Below are 17,742 nucleotides of genomic sequence, written 5' to 3' on the forward strand. Positions count from 1 at the left end.
TTGTTAACTCGCAATGACATTATTTATTGTTGTCCAACTACTTATCAATGGGTTCCCCGACTCTAGCCTGGTAAGAAAAACAAGAAAGAAAGAAGTCAAAAGTCAAAATTGCTAAATTTTACCCTCTTCCTTCTTCCTTCTTCCTTCTTCCTTCTTCCTTCTTAAACTGCTGCCAATTCAGGAGTTGGACGCTTGCTATGGCGAATGCCTTCGATCGCGGCTGCATAATCCTTAGCCTTAAACACAGCGGAACCAGCAACGATCGCATTTGCTCCCGCTTCCAAAACCTGCCAAGTATTATCAACTTTTAGACCGCCATCCACCTCAATCCAGGGGTCAAGGCCTCTTTCATCGCACATCTGGCGAAGTTTGCGAATTTTCGGCACCACCGTCGGAATGAAACTCTGACCGCCAAAGCCCGGATTGACACTCATAATCAAGATCAGATCGCACAGTTCGAGTACGTGCTCGATCAACTCCAAAGGAGTCGAAGGATTTAGCACTACACCCGCCTGCTTACCCAGTTCGCGGATTTGGCCGAGAGTGCGGTGTAAGTGAGGAGAGGCATTATGTTCAGCGTGAACCGAGATAATATCAGCACCCGCCTTAGCAAAATCCTCGACGTATTTCTCAGGTTCCACTATCATCAAGTGAACGTCCAGAGGCTTGCTGGTAACGGGGCGAATTGCCTCAACAATCAGGGGGCCAATAGTAATATTAGGAACGAAACGACCGTCCATCACATCAACGTGAATCCAGTCGGCCCCAGCCAGATCTACTGCTCGAATTTCATCTCCGAGCCGGCTGAAATCTGCTGATAATATGGATGGAGAAATAACAGTCGATTTGCGGGATTGGGTCATGGCTAAGGATACTCTCCTGCGTCTGCGTGCTGTATTGAGTGTATCAAAATGTGGATATCATCTGCGATCGCCACCGACAATCCATCAGTTAAATCCTGCTTTGTTCTCCTCTGCTGGAAATGAAAAATACAGACCCCTTAGAAAATTCGGATCTGAACCGCCTGCAACTGTTTGTGTTATTGACTCCGATCGTCGGCTTTTTCCCGGCCCTGTGGACGCTTTACCGTCGTCAAGGAAGCCCCCAACACAGAGCCGCCAGCCGATTAGCGATTGTCCTAGCTTTGGGTTGGCTCTCAGGGCATATTCTCTTGGAAACTGGAGCCATCTCTGCGGAATCTTGGACGATACCCTTGTTATTAACGAGTAGCGTGCTTACCACCAGCTATTTTATCGTCACCTTGGGGCTAATGATTCGGGTCTGGAAACGCCAACCCCTTTGGCTACCTGGAATTAGCCGCGTAGCTGAGCAAATGCTAGGCAAGCATCTATCATAGTTGAGGGTGCATAATTGAGGGCAATCTAAAAATCAAAACCTATTGATTAATGGAGTTTCCAGGTTGATACTACAAAGTGCCACTATTTTTATTAATTCTTTTTGTGTGTGAGGAAGCCCGTGTCAGCTCAGAAAATGCAAAATCCAGACCCTAGAAAGCAAACAAATGGTCAACCTTTCGTGAAAAAATCTCCCCAATCTAACCGAGGACGTTGGCTGGGGTTTGGTTTTGGTTTGGCAGGAGTGGCGATGCTTTCCGCCACAGCCGGAGCCCTGCTAGCAGTATCTCTTTCTACTACACCGCTTCAGCAGCAGCAGTTGAGTCCCGAAGAAGCTGCGGTATTTTCTCAAGGGGATCTGGCAAAAATGAACATGAGGATGCCAGAACTCACTCGCCCGGTAAATATTTTAGTGTTGGGGCTCAAGGTTCTGAGTTCAGACTTGGATGAGCCGCCTAAAGATAGTCCGGGATATTTCACTTGGGTTAACTCTTTTAAGGGGCTAACGGATACGATGCTGTTGGTGAGATTTGACCCTCAGAACAAAAAGTTAAGCTTGCTTTCTATCCCGCGAGATACTCGAACTGATATTGAGGGGAGGGGGCTGAGCAAAATTAATGAGGCGAATTATTATGGGGGCCCGGCCTTGGCAGCAAAGTCGGTAAGTTCGCTCCTGGGTGGTGTGGGAATTGACCGCTATGTAATTGTTAATGTTCAAGGGATAAAGAGCTTGGTAGATGCCCTGGGTGGCTTGACTATGTATGTCCCTAAAGACATGAAGTATATAGATGAAAGCCAGCATTTGTACATCGATTTAAAGGCTGGTAAGCAACATCTGACAGGGGAGCAAATCGTGCAGTATCTACTTTACCGCCATGATGATTTAGGGGATATTGGACGAGTGCAGCGGCAGCAACTTTTGATGCGGGCTTTTATGGAGCAGGAACTCAATTTAAGTTTGGTATCGAAATTGCCGAAAGTTTTGTCCGTAATTCAGTCTCATATTGATACAAATTTGAGTATTGAGGAATTAGTAGCTTTAGTTGGTTTTGGTACTCACACTGACCGTTCTGGGATACAGATGTTGATGGTTCCGGGAGAGTTTAGCGATCCCAAGGAGTTTAAGGCCAGTTATTGGCTACCTGATGAAACTGCTGTCGAGACTCTGATGGCTCAACACTTTGATTTTGGTACTAATTCCTGGGGAGTGGAAAATGTAGACCCGAAATTATTGAGGGTGGCTGTTTTAGATAGTACGGGAGATGATGCGGCTACTGATGGGTTTGTGAGTATGTTGTCTGAAGCTGGCTATGAGAATGTGCGACTAGGGAACTCTTGGCCTGAACCTTTGGCGGTGACTCGGATTGTGGCTCAAGATGGGAATGTTAAGGGTGCTGAGGCGATTCGCCAGTCTTTGGGTTTTGGGGAGGTTGTGGTTGAGAGTACGGGGAGTTTGCGATCGGATGTGACGATTAAGTTGGGTAAGGATTGGTTGAAGAGAAAGGGTAGTCAGGGGAGATCTAATAACTTTTAGATTGTGGGTGGTGAGTGAAAGTTTTTTGACTTTTATTGAGGGCGATCGCACTTTTAGATTACTGGGGATTCTATCGAGTAGGAAGATGTGGGCGATCGCTCTTAATCTAAAGCCTAGCCATCCCCTACCCTTTAAGCCGATCGCGCACCCTTGAAATTCTAAGCAGTTCTTAAAGCCACAATCGGGTCTAATTTAGCAGCTTGTCGTGCGGGAACGACACCGAAAAATAAACCGATACCACCGGAAACACCTACAGCTAATGCGATCGCAACTGGGGAAACTCCTGCTTGCAGGGGACTAATCGCACCAACTACCATCACGCCACCAACACCAATCATCGTACCGATCGCACCTCCAGCCGCCGACAAAATCACCGATTCAATCATAAATTGAATCAAAATATCTTGCCTAGATGCACCGATCGCTTTCCGCAAACCTATTTCTTGAGTGCGTTCAGTAACGGAAACTAGCATGATATTCATAATCCCAATTCCGCCAACAAATAGGGAAATACTGGCAACGGCAGCTAACATTAATTTGAGCGCTCCCGTTATTCCTCCCAAAGTATTTTGTAAATCCTGTTGGTTGCGAACGGTAAAATCATCGTCTTTAGTAATTTTATGCCGCAGCCGCAGCAGATTTTCAATCTGAAACTGGGCTGCTTTCATCTGGGTTTCATCTTTAACGGAAACTGAAATAAATGTTACTCTAATACCGTAGGGAGATGAACGTCCAACTATTCTATTTGCCATTGTTGTCAGCGGTACAAATACGTTCATATCTTGGTTATCACCAAAAGTTGAACCCTTGGGCTGCATGACTCCTATTACTTGAAAAGTGTTATTTTTGATGCGGACATATTGACCAATTGGTTGCACATCACCAAATAATCTCTGGGCTATTTCTGAGCCCAAAGCTACTACATTTTCCTGCCGTTTTAAGTCCAAATCTGTGATAAATCTACCCTTAGCAACGTCAAAACTTCTTACTGAAAGAAATTGCGGTGTTGTCCCGATGATGGAACTGGAAGCGTTGTTACTGCGGTAGGTGACAAGTTGACTGTCGTTGAGGGTGGGGGCGACTTCTTCGACAGAGGGAACTTGCTGTGCGATCGCCTCTGCATCTGCGAGCACTAATGTCAGGGGTGGAACAACGGGACGACGCTGTGCATCTGGGCTCCCCGGAATTACAAATAGCAGGTTTGGCCCTAGAGAGTTAACTTGTTCGCTCACATATTTCTGAGCTCCTTCACCGATGCCGATCATCGCAATTACGGAAGCATTGCCGATGATAATTCCTAACATTGTCAGGCTACTACGAAGCTTGTTAGCCATTAATGTTGTTGTCGCCATTTTTACGCTTTCAATAATATCCATTTTTGTTAATTGTTAGTTGTTGGTTGTTTGTGGTTAATTGTTAGTTGTTGGTTGTTAGTTGTTGGTTGTTAAGTAGTCGGGCATAAATAAACGCTAACTTGTAGAGTGGGCGCTCGCCGCAAAAATTTGTCACGATTCGCTAATATGGTTTCGGCGAGCGCCCACCTTACGTTTATTTATGCCCACCTACTTAGTTATTAGTTGTTGTGGTTAAATAGACACACATAAATAAACTCTTATGCTCGTCTTTAGTGGCTGTAGCTGCTCAATTTATAGAATAGAATAAATTAGCTAAAGCCACTACTACCAATTGTAGTCATTGCCTGTTTTTAATACTCGATCGCGAACAAGCAACAACTAACAATTAACAAATAACAACTAACAATTAACCATTACCTATTTACGATTTTTAATGATGTCATCTAATTTTTGTCCTTCAGGAAGTTCAACAAAAATGCGATCGCCTGCTTTGACTCCTTCAAGTATTTGAATTTTGTTGCCAATAGTAGAACCAATAGTAACTGGTTGAAACTTAGGTTTACTTTTCTCATCAGGAATTAGCACCCCCGTATTGCCTTTGCTAGTAACGATCGCTACTGTCGGTACAACTAAAGCATTGTTCAGTTGTTGACCTACAAACCTGAGATCGACATTCATTCCCGACTGCAACAAGTCTTTGCCTTTATCAATAGCTACTCTGACTTGAAATAAAGTCACATCTCGTTCTTTCACCGCTTCGGGAGCGATTAATTTAACTTTCCCTGTAAACACTTGATCGGGATAAGCATCTGCTACAATCTCTACGACTTGACCGGGTTTAATTTGACCGATATCTGACTCTGGTACTTTAGCTAAAACTTCCAAGTCTCGCGCTAGAGCAACAACAGAGGTGGAAGTTGCAGAGTCAGTAGCCGAGGCTGAAGTAGTGGGAGTTACAAATGCTCCTTGAATAGCGTATCTTTGGGTAATAATTCCTCCAAAAGGAGCGCGAATTCTGCTATCTTCTAACTGGACTTTATAGTAACTAACTTGGGCATTTACTTCTGCTACATTTGCTTTAGCGGCAGCAATTTCTTCAGGGCGACTACCATTAACAAGCTGGGCTAACTTGCTCCTAGCTTCTGTAACTTCGGCTTCGGCTCTAGTAATTTCTTCGGGGCGAGTACCGTTCTGTTTTTGGTTTAAGGCTTGTCGCTGTTGTTCGACGGCGGCTTGCAATTGTTGGATCTGCGATCGCCGATTTTCTTGTAATTGTTGTAAGCGCCTTTCAGCTTCCTGTACATTCGCTCTAGCAGTGCGGTCTTCTTTTTTATACTCCTCAAATTGATCTTGAGAAATTGCACCTTCTTCCACTAAATCCTGATTTCGAGTTAAGCGTTGAGCTGTCAGTTCGGCTGCGGCTTTATTGGCTTCAATTTGAGATTTTGCTTGGGCTATTTCTTGTAATAAACTCCCTGATTGAGCATTTGCTAAACGGGCTTGGGCTTCATTTAAACTAGCTTGACTTTGGGCGACTTCTTCGGAACGGCTACCCGATCGCAGTTGTGCTAGATTGGCTTCAATTTGCTCTAACCGAGCTTGAGCTTGGACGATTTCTTCTGGGCGGTTCCCGGCTTGAAGTTGGTCTAGTTTGGCGATCGCGCTAGCTAGACGTGCTTGAGCTTGCATCAGTTGGGCTTCTATGTCGCGACTTTCCATGCGGGCGATCAATTGTCCCTGCTGTACGCGATCGCCTTGTTCGACGTACAATTCCGCTATCCGGCCAGAGGTTTTCGGACTCAGGTTGACTCTCTGTACTGGCTGGACTGTCCCTGAGCTCGTAATTCGCACAGTCAGGTTTTGCGCCTCAACTGGGACAGTCAGAGATTGAATAATATCCGCCTGTGGTTTAGCTTGACTTTTGACTATATATATGGTAGTTGGTACAGCCAGCAAACCTGCTGCAAGCAGTCCGATCGCCCACCGATTAAATTTACGAGTGGGTTTCTTAGGAGGCTGCGGTTCAAAGGGTTTAGAATCTTTCACTTTGACCTGAGCAGCAGTTTGCTTGTCATGGCTAACGATCATACCGACTCACTATTTAAACTCAGGATTACTTTCAGCATAAGGTTGGCAGTGGCGATCGCGCATCCTCTCTCAGATTCACCCATTTGGGTGATTTCGGGCAATCGTCTTAGCTAGCCTATATAAAGAATTATAGCTCTTTATTTCAAAATATTACAAATTTTTATTTGTATCTTTTAAGGTATAGCAACCGCCACAACGGTTAAGACATTCTCGATCGCCCAAACCATTTCTTTGATTGCATTTTCCTCCTTCCTCCTGCCTCCTGCCTCCTGCTATAGTTCATCTTGATTCCAAACAATAAAAAACCGAGTAGCCCAAAAGCCACCCGGCAAATTATCCTTTAGACCTTAGATACGATCTAAAATCTATAACTCTTAGGCAGTCACAGCGCTCTTAGAAATAGCTTTCAGTTCGCCCTTAGCATACTTAGCTGCAAAATCATCCAGAGAAATTTGCTTGATATTAGTACCATGACCAGCAGCACCAAAAGACTGATAGCGATCGCTACAAACCTTCTGCATATACTTAATCGAAGGCTTCATAAAGTGGCGAGGATCGAACTCTTCAGGCTTAGCAGCCAAAGCTTCACGCACCGCAGCAGTAATCGCCAAACGGTTGTCAGTGTCAATATTAATCTTGCGGACACCGCTTTGAATTCCCTTTTGGATTTCTTCGACAGGTACACCGTAAGTTTCCCGGATCTTACCGCCATACTGGTTGATCAAAGCCAGCAAATCTTCAGGAACAGAAGAGGAACCGTGCATTACCAAGTGAGTATTCGGTAAGCGGCGGTGAATTTCTTCAATGCGGCTAATTGCTAAAACTTCACCAGTTGGCTTACGAGTAAACTTGTAAGCACCGTGAGAAGTACCGATCGCAACGGCTAAAGCATCAACCTGAGTTTGCTCAACGAAATCCACAGCTTGGTCAGGGTCAGTTAACAATTGGTCGTGAGAGAGTACACCCTCAGCACCGTGACCATCTTCAGCTTCACCCATACCAGTTTCCAGAGAACCCAAACAGCCCAGTTCGCCTTCCACGCTAACGCCAATGGAGTGAGCTACTTTCACAACTTCGCTGGTAACATTGACGTTGTATTCGTAGCTAGCAGGAGTCTTAGCATCTGCTTCCAAAGAACCATCCATCATCACGCTGGTAAAACCGTTGCGAATCGCCGAATAGCAAGTACCGGGAGCATTACCATGATCTTGGTGCATGACAATGGGGATGTGGGGGTAAGTTTCCACAGCAGCCAAAATCAAATGGCGTAAGAAGTTTTCGCCAGCATAAGAACGAGCACCGCGAGAAGCTTGCAGGATTACGGGGCTATTGGTTTCATCCGCCGCCCGCATGATAGCCTGAATCTGCTCCATGTTGTTTACATTGTAAGCAGGAATGCCATAACCGTTTTCCGCCGCGTGATCCAGCAGTAGCCGCATGGGTACGATCGCCATAGATGTTCCTCCTAAATTATTTGTAGTTTCTAAGCAGTGGGTCTTAGACGAGTTCAATTCTTAGGACAATCTTAAGACACTTTGCCACATATAGCGAAATATGTTTAGCGAATCTTAGGGACGGGAGGGACTAGGGGAGCAAGGAAATACCCAGTCATAGCAACGGCCAAGGCGTTTAGGACGTAAAACGCCATAAATCCTCTTCGGGTATCTCGTAAACCATCAAACTACTCCAGTTTTTTGCGAAAAGGTGTCAGATTCTTTACCTGACCCCAAAACCCGAAAGCCTAATTGCTCAAAGGAGCGATCGCAAGGCGAAAGCCTTTTTCTCTGACCAAAGTGACATAATAGGGATAAACATAAGATCGGGATGGCTAAAAAGCTGAGTGTATAAACATTCTTCCTTCTCTCCTAGATAACTAAATTTTTCTTCCTTCTTCCTTCTACTTACTACTCACAAATTAACCTCAGTTAAACTCGCAAACTACCCGAAGCCTCGATCGTAAGTAGTTTACCATCATCGGATTTGGTAGATAAATTTTTTAACGATCTCAGGGTTGCGATCCTATATTATTTGTCTGACAAAGATTGCGATCGCTGTTACTAACCATCGGATTGTACATCAAATAATCTTGCATCCAATCGCAGCCGCGAGCGACAATGCTGCCTAGATTCAAATTATCCACTGGTAACAAAGTTACTGTTTTATCTCGACCTCCAAAAGCCAATATTTTACTATTTGGACTGAAACCCAAACTAATCACTCTAGCCGTGTGCTGGATAGTTTTAAGCAATGTCGCATTCGTTCCCACAAATTGCCACAAAGTAATAGTATTATCAGCATTCGCTAAGGCAATTAGTTTTCCATCGGGGCTGAAGCTGGAACCAATAACGCGATCGCTACTATTAAGAGTTTGTCGCAATCTCCCGTCAAGATTCCAAAGTTTTAGAGTTTTATCATTGCTGGCAGAGGCAATAATATCGCCTTGAGGACTGAAGCTGACGCTGTTAACACTGTCGGCGTGTTTGAGAGTTTGTAGCAAACTCGTATCCTTGCCGTTAAACCGCCAAAGTTTTACCGTTTTATCTTCACTTGCTGAAGCAATAATTTTGCCATTGGGACTGAAACTGACGCTATTAACACTTTCTTGATGATTGAGGGTTTTAAGTAGTTTACCGTCACGGTTCCAAAGTTTAACAGTCTTATCATCGCTAGCAGTTGCTACTACACTCCCTTCCGGGTTAAAACTAACACTAAAAACTTCTCCGTCATGGCCTTTTAGGGTTTTGAGTTCCTTGCCTTCCAGGTTCCAGAGTTTGACAGTTTTGTTTTCGCCTGCGGTTGCGAAGATATCTCCTTTAGGCGAGAAACTAACGGCACTAACAGAACCTTGATTGCTAAAAACAGTTTTTACTAAACTGCCCTCAGTACGCCAAATTTTTACAGTTTTGTCGGCACTTCCCGAAGCAATAATCTTGCCATCGGGACTGAAACTAATGCTATAAATCCAATCGCTATGTCCGGCGAGAATTTTGCTTAAAGGAGTGCTATCAGGCTGCCAGATTTTTATAGTTTTGTCGTAACTACCAGAGGCGATTGTACCGTCGCGGTTGAAACTTACCGATCGCACGTCGTCTTGATGTCCTCTGAGAGTGTTCAGTAATTCGCCAGTGTAGGCGTTCCAAATTTTGATTGTATCGTCTGCACTGCCGGAAGCGATCGTTTCGCCGTCGTTGCTGAAACTGACACTCACAACGTGATCGTTATGTCCTTTGAGAGTTCTAAGTTCTTTACCGTCTAGGTTCCAGAGTTTGATCGTGTTGTCTGCCGAAGCGGTAGCAATTGTTTTGCGATCGCGACTGAAACTGACGCTGTAAACCCAACTTGTATGTCCTTTGAGAGTTCTGAGTTCTTTACCGTCTAGGTTCCAGAGTTTCACTGTACCGTCTTTACTAGCGGAGGCGATCGTTTTCCCGTCGGGACTGAAACTCACCCCCAACACCCAATCTCTATGACCTATTAAGGTTCTTAGCAGAATACCGCCTTTAGTCCAGAGTTTCACTGTTCTGTCGTAACTAGCGGTGGCAATAGTTTGACCGTCGGGACTAAAACTGACGCTAGTTACAGGTTCATCGTGACTCCTGAAAGTTGCGATCGCAACTCCATCTTTAACCCGCCACAATTTCGCAATTTTATCAGCAGATGTAGTCGCGATCGTTGTACCATCTGGGCTAAAACTTATCCCAAATAAACTATCATTGTGTTGCAAAGGCACACCAATTACTTGACCATTTTTGTTCCAAATTCTCACAGTACAATCCGCACTTGCAGAGGCGATTGTATTACCGTCGGGACTGAAACTTACCCCAGAGATACCTTTACCATGCCCCTCAAAACTATTGCGTTCTTGTAAGCCAGAGACAACTTGTCTGAGTCTTTCTGCCAATTGATTTTTAGTTGCGATTGACAATTCAGTTTTTTCAGATTCTTTGCCTAATTTGACACTAGCTAGTAATACCCCCAACGGATCGTTTTTACTTGAGAGTAAGAGAACTTCCGACCCCGAAATTAACCCATCAATACGAGCAATTTCAGCTTCCTGTTTAGCCTTCTTTGCTTGTTCAGCTTGGATAGATGCAGACAAAGTAAACGCGCCCAGAACAATTGCACCTGCAACTACAGTAATAAATCCTATCCAAAATTGTTGTTTTCTCTGATTTCTCTGAAGTTTTTCTTCTGCTTCTCGCTGTTTTTCTTTGGCTTCTGCTAACTCTTTTTCTTGGCGGAATTTCTCGATTTGATCTCGGTTTAATTTATTTTGCTTTTGCAACTCCGCAAATTCACTCTGCCTATCCAATTCTTCCTGTTGGCGGATGAAAGCAACTAAATAGTCATGAATGAGCTGGTAAAGCTCTACTGGTACTTCAGTCCAGCGAAATGCCAGCCCAGATTTTACCAATAGCTCTAAAACTAAATCTAATTTATCAGATTCTTCAAGTGTTGCTAAATCTGTCGCTAATTCGGCGCGAGTTTTCAGGGGACGAGTATCATTTTCATCTGTCAGCAAGTACAAAACTCGCCGCACTGCCCGCTCGTTTTCTGGCCCACAGTCTTTAACAACTTCTTCTAAAAATTGCTCCACTAATTTTTGTTTGGGATTAGCACCTAATTGTTGATATTGAGCTAATGTTGTAATCTCCTCTTCTTGTAGTTGTGCGCCTACAACTTGCAGCTCAATTGGTCGCACTTCTCCCGAATCTTGAGCTAAGTGTTTTACTAACTCATCAATCAGCGCTGGTTCTAAGTAAAACTGGGAGCGTTCAGTTAATTTTTTAATCACAGCACGAGCGTCTGCTGGGGAAAAATTCCCTAAATAGAAGAGGATATCTTTACTAAGAATGTCCCCCATAATATCATTGTCAAACGCATTTATAGGATGTTTGGGGCGACTGAACTCTAGCAAATAATGTAAATAATCTTCCCGCACTGACAAGATGACTTTTACAAAGGGAATATTTAAGCACAACCTTAAAAATTCAAAAAACTCCTGTCTTTTTGCTGGCTCTTTCCACAAAAAGAAAAACTCTTCAAACTGATCGAAAATCAAGACTGTGAGCAAATTCTTTTGCTCTGCATTCTTTCGCAGTAATTCAATAATTTGTGCAGTGTCTACTGCTGCCTCCTGTGCCGACTGCATGGCAGCACCATTTATTCCTACAGATTCAAACTTAGAATCAGAGTTAGATTCCTCTGTTTTATACTCTGCATCTATAGTAGATATCGAATCGTTACTAGAGGCAAATTCCGGCGCAAATTCTTCAATTGGCTGCCCGGTAATTTTGCTTTTCCCAATGGATAACTGCTTCCTTAATTCCCGCCGCCAGTCATTGTAAACTTGCAGCACCGATGATAAAACACTACGAGAATCAATTGCTTTTTGTTTAAGAGCAGGGACTAATCCTGCTCTCACAATCGAACTTTTTCCCACTCCCGATTGACCGTAAATAACTGTCAATTTGTGTTGAGTACTGCTCATCCGCTCTATCAAGCGATTGAGATCCCTTTCCCGGCCGGAAGCGGTAATTTCATCAGCAATGGTTGCAGCAGGTGCAGTCGTTTCCATTGCAGGATTAATAGCTTCTTGATGGGGCTGTAATCTCCCAGCACCAATAAATGCCCGGAACCGATATGTATGTTCAATTGCGCGATATTCTTGCTTAATTTTGAAAGCTTCGAGATAGTATCCCTCTTGAAAATATAATTCTCTCCGCATTTCTAAAAGCCGGAGATATAATTGCGGATCGTAAACAGGCAAGCTTTCCCGGCAGGCAATTTCTAAGTGGTGTATAGCCAGAGCTTTCTCACCTAATTCATTCTCAGCCATTGCTAAAATTAACAGGTACAAACTTTTGTACTGAGATTTTACCCGCGTCTCGTGTTCCGTTTCTTTCGCAACTGTTGCCGGCAAAATTTCTAGAGCAATTGCCGCCCATTCTTTGGCATTTTCCCATTCTTTCCGCTCTAGGGCAACAGCAGCGAGAAAGCCATAATCTTGAGCTAAATTCACTTGTGCTGGTTCCCCAATATCTTGATGCAATCTCCTAGATTTAACCGCCAAATCCCAGAGACTATCCCAATCTTCTAAATGCTGTAATACCTCACCAAGTTGATTAATAAACTCAGCAACTAAGTCTTGTCGCCCAGCACGATCGAAAATATTAATACACCGTTGGAGATGATTTTTAGCTTCTGTCCAATAAGAGACGTTGCCAGTGCGTTTCTGTTCCGCGTGGCGGTGATAGCATAATCCGATATGAAACAGTAAAACACCTTCTAATAAAGAGGAATGCGGAAGGTGGAAGGATGAAACCACTAATTCTCCTTCACCGTTCATTCTTACAAATTCATTTTGCCAAAAATTCAAGCTTTGCTGATAAAGTTCCAGGGCTGCATCAATGCAGTTGCTAGCATATTCCTGTCGCCCCAGAATAAAGTGTAAACTGGCTTCGAGAGCAGGGTGTAAACTAATGCCATAACTTTGTAAATCTTGGCGAGCTGACTCCAATTCTAAAGCAGAACTCGCACCTAAAATCGCGTTATTGGTTAATCGCCAAGCGCCCTCGTCTAAGACCGCAGAAAATAAACGGCTGGCGCTTTTACCTAAGAAATCGATCAACTCATCAGGACTGAGACTAAATTCAATTGTGGTCGTCCAACTTTCGATATCTGTAACTAAACGAATCAGCTTTTTTGATATTTTGTCCGTTACCCATAAAGCTATAGGGAAAGGAAAATTATTGCGAAACTCTTCTCTTACATAATTAGTTGAAGTCAGCACTTGGTCAATATCGCTTACTGTTTCTAGACCAAATACCATTAAAGCCCCTGGGTGTTCGCCGCCCAGTTCTGCTTCGATAGTAGTATAAAGTGTCTTGACAGAGACGGGGAGGACGAGTTCTCGCAGGGAGACGGGATATTGTTGACGCAGTTGTTCTACTATTTGCTCTCTTAGTGAGGCGTAGTTGCAGCGCACTAAAATCAGGGAAAATTGCCCCTGAGACATGGCGAGGGTTCTGGAGAGAGTTTGTAGTGACTGTTTATTCTCTAGGGCTGTGTCTGTTTCTGCCTGCGGGTTAATCATTCCTTGAATTCCTTCCCCTTTTGCCTATTCCTAGCATTCTAATACTAATGCGTGAAAAATCATGCGATCGCAATTTTTTAGACTGGGTGGTTAAAACCGCGTCTACACAAACAAAACCCGCCTACGCGGGTTCAATTTTATGACCTCTTAGACTGGGCGGTGAAAACCGCGCCTATAACAATGAAACCCTGATGGTGCGCTGGTTTCAATTCTACAGTTACCATCTGCGGTCATTTTATTCACCCAAAGTATAATACTTACGAACATAGTCCTGATACCCGACACTCTCTTGTCTTTTCATTCCTAGCTGCTACTAACAGCAAATCTGACTGCAAGCGTCTATCTTTGCCCCTGCCTAGTACCTCTGCAAGTTCGACTTTCATTTTTAGATTACGATTTGATAAGGGGGATTGATGTTCAAGATTTGCGGTGGTTAAATTGTTGCTTTCTGCAATTTTTATGCTGGTAATAGTAGCCCAGCTTTGACTGGTGCTTACTGTTAGTAACAGTGGTAATACTGTACTAAAAAATATTATTTTTGCGATCGCATGAGACATTTTTTTCTCCTTGTTGAATCTGAGTAATGGGGTTCGGCTCTGGGATTTATGTCCGGCGCTAATTTCATTAGTTGTTCTATTCATTGATGGTGATTGAATTTCGTAGAAGATGTACCCTAATCTGTGACACTACCTTTACAGGTTGCTTAGCGCTAGTTTACAGCGGACTGTTCCCCTCTTTCTTACTACAGAGCTACCAAGGCTTAACCGTAAGATGATGGGACTATTTAAGTTACCAAGGGTAATTTTTCATTTTTTGACCCAGTAGTTGCCTACTATTTAAGAGGGAACAGTTTTCACGCTGGCACACTGCTAGCACTAGGTAATGTATTGCTATAAGTAGAAAAAGATGGACGGCAGGAAAATACTATTGCTCTAAGCTTTATGGGAATTGGAACAATAGTTTTAATTATGGGCGGTGATATACCATGACTGTGTTTTTCTGTCAATACATTTATTATATCAGATGGAAAAAAGCTTGTAAGTGAAGAGTTAGAAGTAAAATGCAATAAAAGTAAGGGTTTGAGCAATTAACTAAGCAATCCCAAGGCCTTGCTACACCCTTACAATGGGTAAGTCCTATATTTCTCGTAGAGAGTCACGATTTTTCAAAGAAACCGGGTTTTTGCATAAGTCCTAAAGTTCTTAATGTGTTGGTACTTATAGCAACCGCCAGGGCGGTTAGGGGAAAAGAGGGGCTAGGGGCTACGATGCTCAGGGCTAGGGAAGAAGGGAAGAAGGGGAGAAGGGGAAGAAGGAAGAAGGGAAAGAAGAGAAAGAAGGGAAAGAGGGGAAGAAAGTCAATAGTTTGGGCCATGAGCGAGTGTCCTAACCGTTGTAGCGGTTGCTATATCACTAACGTCAACCGCCGTCTCGACTTTAAGGATAATGTCGAGACGGCGGCGTTACGTAAGTAATGCTTAAGTGCTATAGATTTAAAAGTGCGATCGCCTGTTACTGCAAGCCCCAAGACCATGAGGACATTCTAAATCGTCGCACCCTTCGGCAAGCGCGATCGCGCCGCAGCCCTTACTTTTATTCTCTTTCCCCTCTTCCTTCTCCCTTCTTCCCCTTCTCCCCTTCTCCCCTTCTTCCCTAGCCCCTAGCCCCTCTTTTCCCCTAGCCCCTAGCCCCTCTTTTCCCCTAGCCCCTAGCCCCTAGCCCCTAGCCCCTATTTAGTTAAGCCATGTTCGAGAGCGTAGCGGACTAACTCGGTGCGGCTATTGGTACCAGTTTTAGTGAATAGGCGGCTAACGTACTTTTCTACATTGCGAACGCTGGTTTCTAGGCGACGGGCTATTTCCTTATTCATTAAGCCTTGGGCGACTAAATCTAAAACGCTTTGTTCTCGCGGAGTTAAATCTATTTTAATTGGTGATGGAGATTGCGCGATCGCAGAGCGTCCTGTCAAGAATGACTCTATTCTCGCCATCTGATTCGCCAAAGCTGTAATATCAGGAGTTTCTGTATTTTCGCCAGACTCCTTGGCGGCGGCCCGCCGTACTAACAAATTGGTGACAATTGCCACGAGCTCATCAGGGTCAAAAGGTTTGGAAATATAAGCGTCGCAACCAGCCTGATAACCTTGGATGCGGTCTGTTGTCATCCCTTTAGCGGTCAAAAACACGACTGGCATTGCCTTAAATCGAGGGTCTTCGCGCATTTGCGAAAGAAATTGATAGCCGTCAACTTGGGGCATCATGATGTCAGAAATTACTAAATCAGGGGGATTTTTTTGCAGTAGTTCCCATCCCTCGCGCCCATTGCTGGCAACGTCAACATTAAAGTTGCTATCTTCCAAGTAAGCTTGTACTGCTTCCCGCAATCCAGGCTCGTCATCTACTAATAACAGTCGTGCTGACATTTGTGCTACCATTTCGCTCTGTGGCTTTTTTCTTAGTTGATTTGACCTGATATAGCTAGGGGCTACGATGCTCAGGGCTAGGGGAAGAAGGAAAGAAGGGAAGAAGAGGAAGAGAATCAAGGGTGGAAAAAATGAGCTGCGGCGAAGCCCTTACTTTTATTTTCTTTCCCCTTTTTTCCCTAGTCCTTAGTTCTGAGCATCGTAGCCCTAACCTACAAAAGCAGTTGCTATATATTGCACAAGTGGCAATAACTCCTATTTTACATCAGTTGCGAGGCACGAAGCAATCTGAGGAGTTGCGAATCAATTGCCAAAAACCGCAGAATCACCCTAATCAACACAAATCATCGAAAAAATTTGCCTTTCGGCTTTCATCTGCGGTAAACAAACATCAAGAATAGCGAATTCCAGCTTCTTTCATCCGCTCAATTGCCTCATACATCCGCTCATCAGCAACCGTCAAAGCAATACGAAAAAATCCTTCACCCGCTGCACCGTAACCATTCCCAGGAGGCACAATAATCCCGCACTTCTCTAACAACAAACTGACAAATTCAGTTGAAGTATAACCCTTGGGTACAGGGGCCCACACATAAAGCGTAGCCTTCGGTGGCTCAATCGGCCAACCTAAAGATTGCAAACCTTTAACGATAATGTCACGGCGTTTTTGATAAACTGACATCACCGCTTGTAATTCGGCTTCCGTAGTCGAATAGGCTGCGATCGCAGCTCGTTGAATTGCCTTAAAAACTCCTGAATCTACATTAGTCTTAACTTGACCTAATCCTTTAATTCCTGTTGCATTTCCGACTACAAAACCAACGCGCCAGCCAGTCATATTGTAAGATTTAGACAAGCTGTGAAATTCAATTGCTATGTCCTTTGCACCCTCAACTTCTAACACACTCGGCGGCTTATAACCATCGTAAGCCATCTCCGAATAAGCGTGGTCATGGCAGAGCAAAATATCGTACTTTTTGCAATAGGCTACCAACTTCTCGAAATCTGCCAAAGTTGCGATCGCACCAGTTGGGTTGTTAGGATAGTTAATCCACATCAACTTAGCCTTAGTCGCTACCTCTTCAGGAATCGCACTCAAATCTGGCAAAAATCCATTCGCCGCTGTCAGCGCCATCGGATAGGGTTCGCCCCCCGCAAAAATCGTCGATGTGCGATATACTGGATAACCAGGGTCAGAAATCAGGGTGTAGTCTCCCGGTTCCACAAAAGCCAAAAAAGTGTTGTGGATCGACTCTTTAGAACCAATGGAAGAAACAACTTCCGTGTCAGGGTTTAAATCTTTAACTCCAAATCGGCGTTCCATCCACGCTACCACCGCTTGCCGATAATCTTTCGTACCTTGGTAGGGAGGATAATTATGAGTAGAAGAGTCTGCGATCGCCTCCTGCATTGCCTGGACAATATGAGCCGGAGTAGGCTTGTCAGGGTCGCCAACTCCCATATTAATGATATCAACCCCTTTGGCGACAAGCTCATCCCGTTTTCGGTCAATCTCAGCAAACAGATAAGGCGGTATTTTTTCTAAGCGCTTGGCAAACTGCATGGCAATGTAAAATAGAGGGCTGGGTGACTCTAAAGCACCAATGACAGTTTACCGCCAAGGTAAGTTATTTTTCTCAAAAAAGCTATGGACGACAACCCCAGGTAAGAGGAAAACGTTCTCATTACCTCCCCTTCACCTGCCGCTAAGAACTAGGTACCAATTGAATCCGACCCGCATCCATCTCATCCATCAATAACTCTAGCGCCTCAAAGTCAACATCAGAGATGTAACCTACCCTAGTCAGCTCGTAGTTGATCTCATTTTCGATATCAGGAGTCAACCGCTTAATGTAGAGGGCTTTTTCTACAAGTTTACGAATAGCATGAGTA

General features: G+C 44.2%; 13 protein-coding genes. 4 read left to right on the plus strand and 9 right to left on the minus strand.

Annotation, left to right across the window (positions count from 1 at the left end; all coding sequences use genetic code 11):
* Nucleotides 1-161: 161 nt before the first annotated feature.
* Nucleotides 162-863: a ribulose-phosphate 3-epimerase gene (rpe, locus tag OSCI_RS06545; RefSeq protein WP_007354094.1), complete on the minus strand. Its 702-nt coding sequence runs from the start codon at nucleotides 861-863 to the stop codon at nucleotides 162-164.
* 119 nt (nucleotides 864-982) lie between these two features.
* Here rpe and OSCI_RS06550 point away from each other — a divergent pair, with 119 nt between their 5' ends.
* The 3 genes from OSCI_RS06550 to OSCI_RS30595 all read left to right on the plus strand — a co-directional run bounded on the left by OSCI_RS06550 (nucleotide 983) and on the right by OSCI_RS30595 (nucleotide 3,043).
* The gene (locus OSCI_RS06550; protein ID WP_007354095.1) at nucleotides 983-1,357 is read left to right on the plus strand and encodes a hypothetical protein; all 375 of its coding nucleotides are present in this window, start codon (nucleotides 983-985) and stop codon (nucleotides 1,355-1,357) included.
* 134 nt (nucleotides 1,358-1,491) lie between these two features.
* Nucleotides 1,492-2,889: an LCP family protein gene (locus OSCI_RS06555; protein WP_019487702.1), complete on the plus strand. Its 1,398-nt coding sequence runs from the start codon at nucleotides 1,492-1,494 to the stop codon at nucleotides 2,887-2,889.
* Nucleotides 2,890-2,899: 10 nt separating this feature from the next.
* Complete coding sequence (locus OSCI_RS30595) at nucleotides 2,900-3,043, plus strand: hypothetical protein (protein WP_155523418.1); 144 nt, start codon at nucleotides 2,900-2,902, stop codon at nucleotides 3,041-3,043.
* 4 nt (nucleotides 3,044-3,047) lie between these two features.
* Here the strand turns inward: OSCI_RS30595 and OSCI_RS06560 are convergent, their stop codons facing one another.
* Together OSCI_RS06560 and OSCI_RS06565 are read right to left on the minus strand one after the other, a co-directional pair.
* The gene (locus tag OSCI_RS06560; RefSeq protein ID WP_007354097.1) at nucleotides 3,048-4,265 is read right to left on the minus strand and encodes an ABC transporter permease; all 1,218 of its coding nucleotides are present in this window, start codon (nucleotides 4,263-4,265) and stop codon (nucleotides 3,048-3,050) included.
* 396 nt (nucleotides 4,266-4,661) lie between these two features.
* Nucleotides 4,662-6,332 carry an efflux RND transporter periplasmic adaptor subunit gene (locus OSCI_RS06565; protein ID WP_007354098.1) on the minus strand — a complete coding sequence of 557 codons (1,671 nt, stop codon included), beginning with the start codon at nucleotides 6,330-6,332 and terminating at the stop codon, nucleotides 4,662-4,664.
* Between OSCI_RS06565 and OSCI_RS31875 the strand changes: the two genes are divergently transcribed.
* On the plus strand, nucleotides 6,318-6,446 hold the full coding sequence (locus OSCI_RS31875) for a hypothetical protein (protein ID WP_267880121.1): 129 nt from the start codon (nucleotides 6,318-6,320) through the stop codon (nucleotides 6,444-6,446). The two genes, OSCI_RS06565 and OSCI_RS31875, sit on opposite strands and share 15 nt — an antisense overlap.
* 260 nt (nucleotides 6,447-6,706) lie before the next feature.
* Here the strand turns inward: OSCI_RS31875 and fba are convergent, their stop codons facing one another.
* From fba to OSCI_RS06605, 6 genes are all read right to left on the minus strand, one after another.
* Nucleotides 6,707-7,786: a class II fructose-bisphosphate aldolase gene (gene fba, locus OSCI_RS06570; RefSeq protein ID WP_007354099.1), complete on the minus strand. Its 1,080-nt coding sequence runs from the start codon at nucleotides 7,784-7,786 to the stop codon at nucleotides 6,707-6,709.
* A gap of 551 nt (nucleotides 7,787-8,337) precedes the next feature.
* Nucleotides 8,338-13,428 (minus strand): eIF2A-related protein, encoded by a 5,091-nt coding sequence (locus OSCI_RS06575; protein ID WP_007354100.1) that lies wholly within the window; start codon nucleotides 13,426-13,428, stop codon nucleotides 8,338-8,340.
* A 257-nt stretch (nucleotides 13,429-13,685) separates the two neighbouring features.
* Nucleotides 13,686-13,985 (minus strand): hypothetical protein, encoded by a 300-nt coding sequence (locus OSCI_RS06580; protein WP_007354101.1) that lies wholly within the window; start codon nucleotides 13,983-13,985, stop codon nucleotides 13,686-13,688.
* A gap of 1,171 nt (nucleotides 13,986-15,156) precedes the next feature.
* The gene (locus OSCI_RS06590) at nucleotides 15,157-15,849 is read right to left on the minus strand and encodes a response regulator transcription factor (RefSeq protein ID WP_026103825.1); all 693 of its coding nucleotides are present in this window, start codon (nucleotides 15,847-15,849) and stop codon (nucleotides 15,157-15,159) included.
* Nucleotides 15,850-16,240: 391 nt separating this feature from the next.
* Nucleotides 16,241-17,413: a pyridoxal phosphate-dependent aminotransferase gene (locus OSCI_RS06600; RefSeq protein WP_007354104.1), complete on the minus strand. Its 1,173-nt coding sequence runs from the start codon at nucleotides 17,411-17,413 to the stop codon at nucleotides 16,241-16,243.
* Nucleotides 17,414-17,555: 142 nt separating this feature from the next.
* Nucleotides 17,556-17,742: hypothetical protein (locus tag OSCI_RS06605; RefSeq protein ID WP_039961821.1), on the minus strand; the 187-nt coding region annotated here is incomplete at its 5' end.

Source organism: Kamptonema sp. PCC 6506, from assembly GCF_000180455.1.
Taxonomy (GTDB): domain Bacteria; phylum Cyanobacteriota; class Cyanobacteriia; order Cyanobacteriales; family Microcoleaceae; genus Kamptonema; species Kamptonema formosum.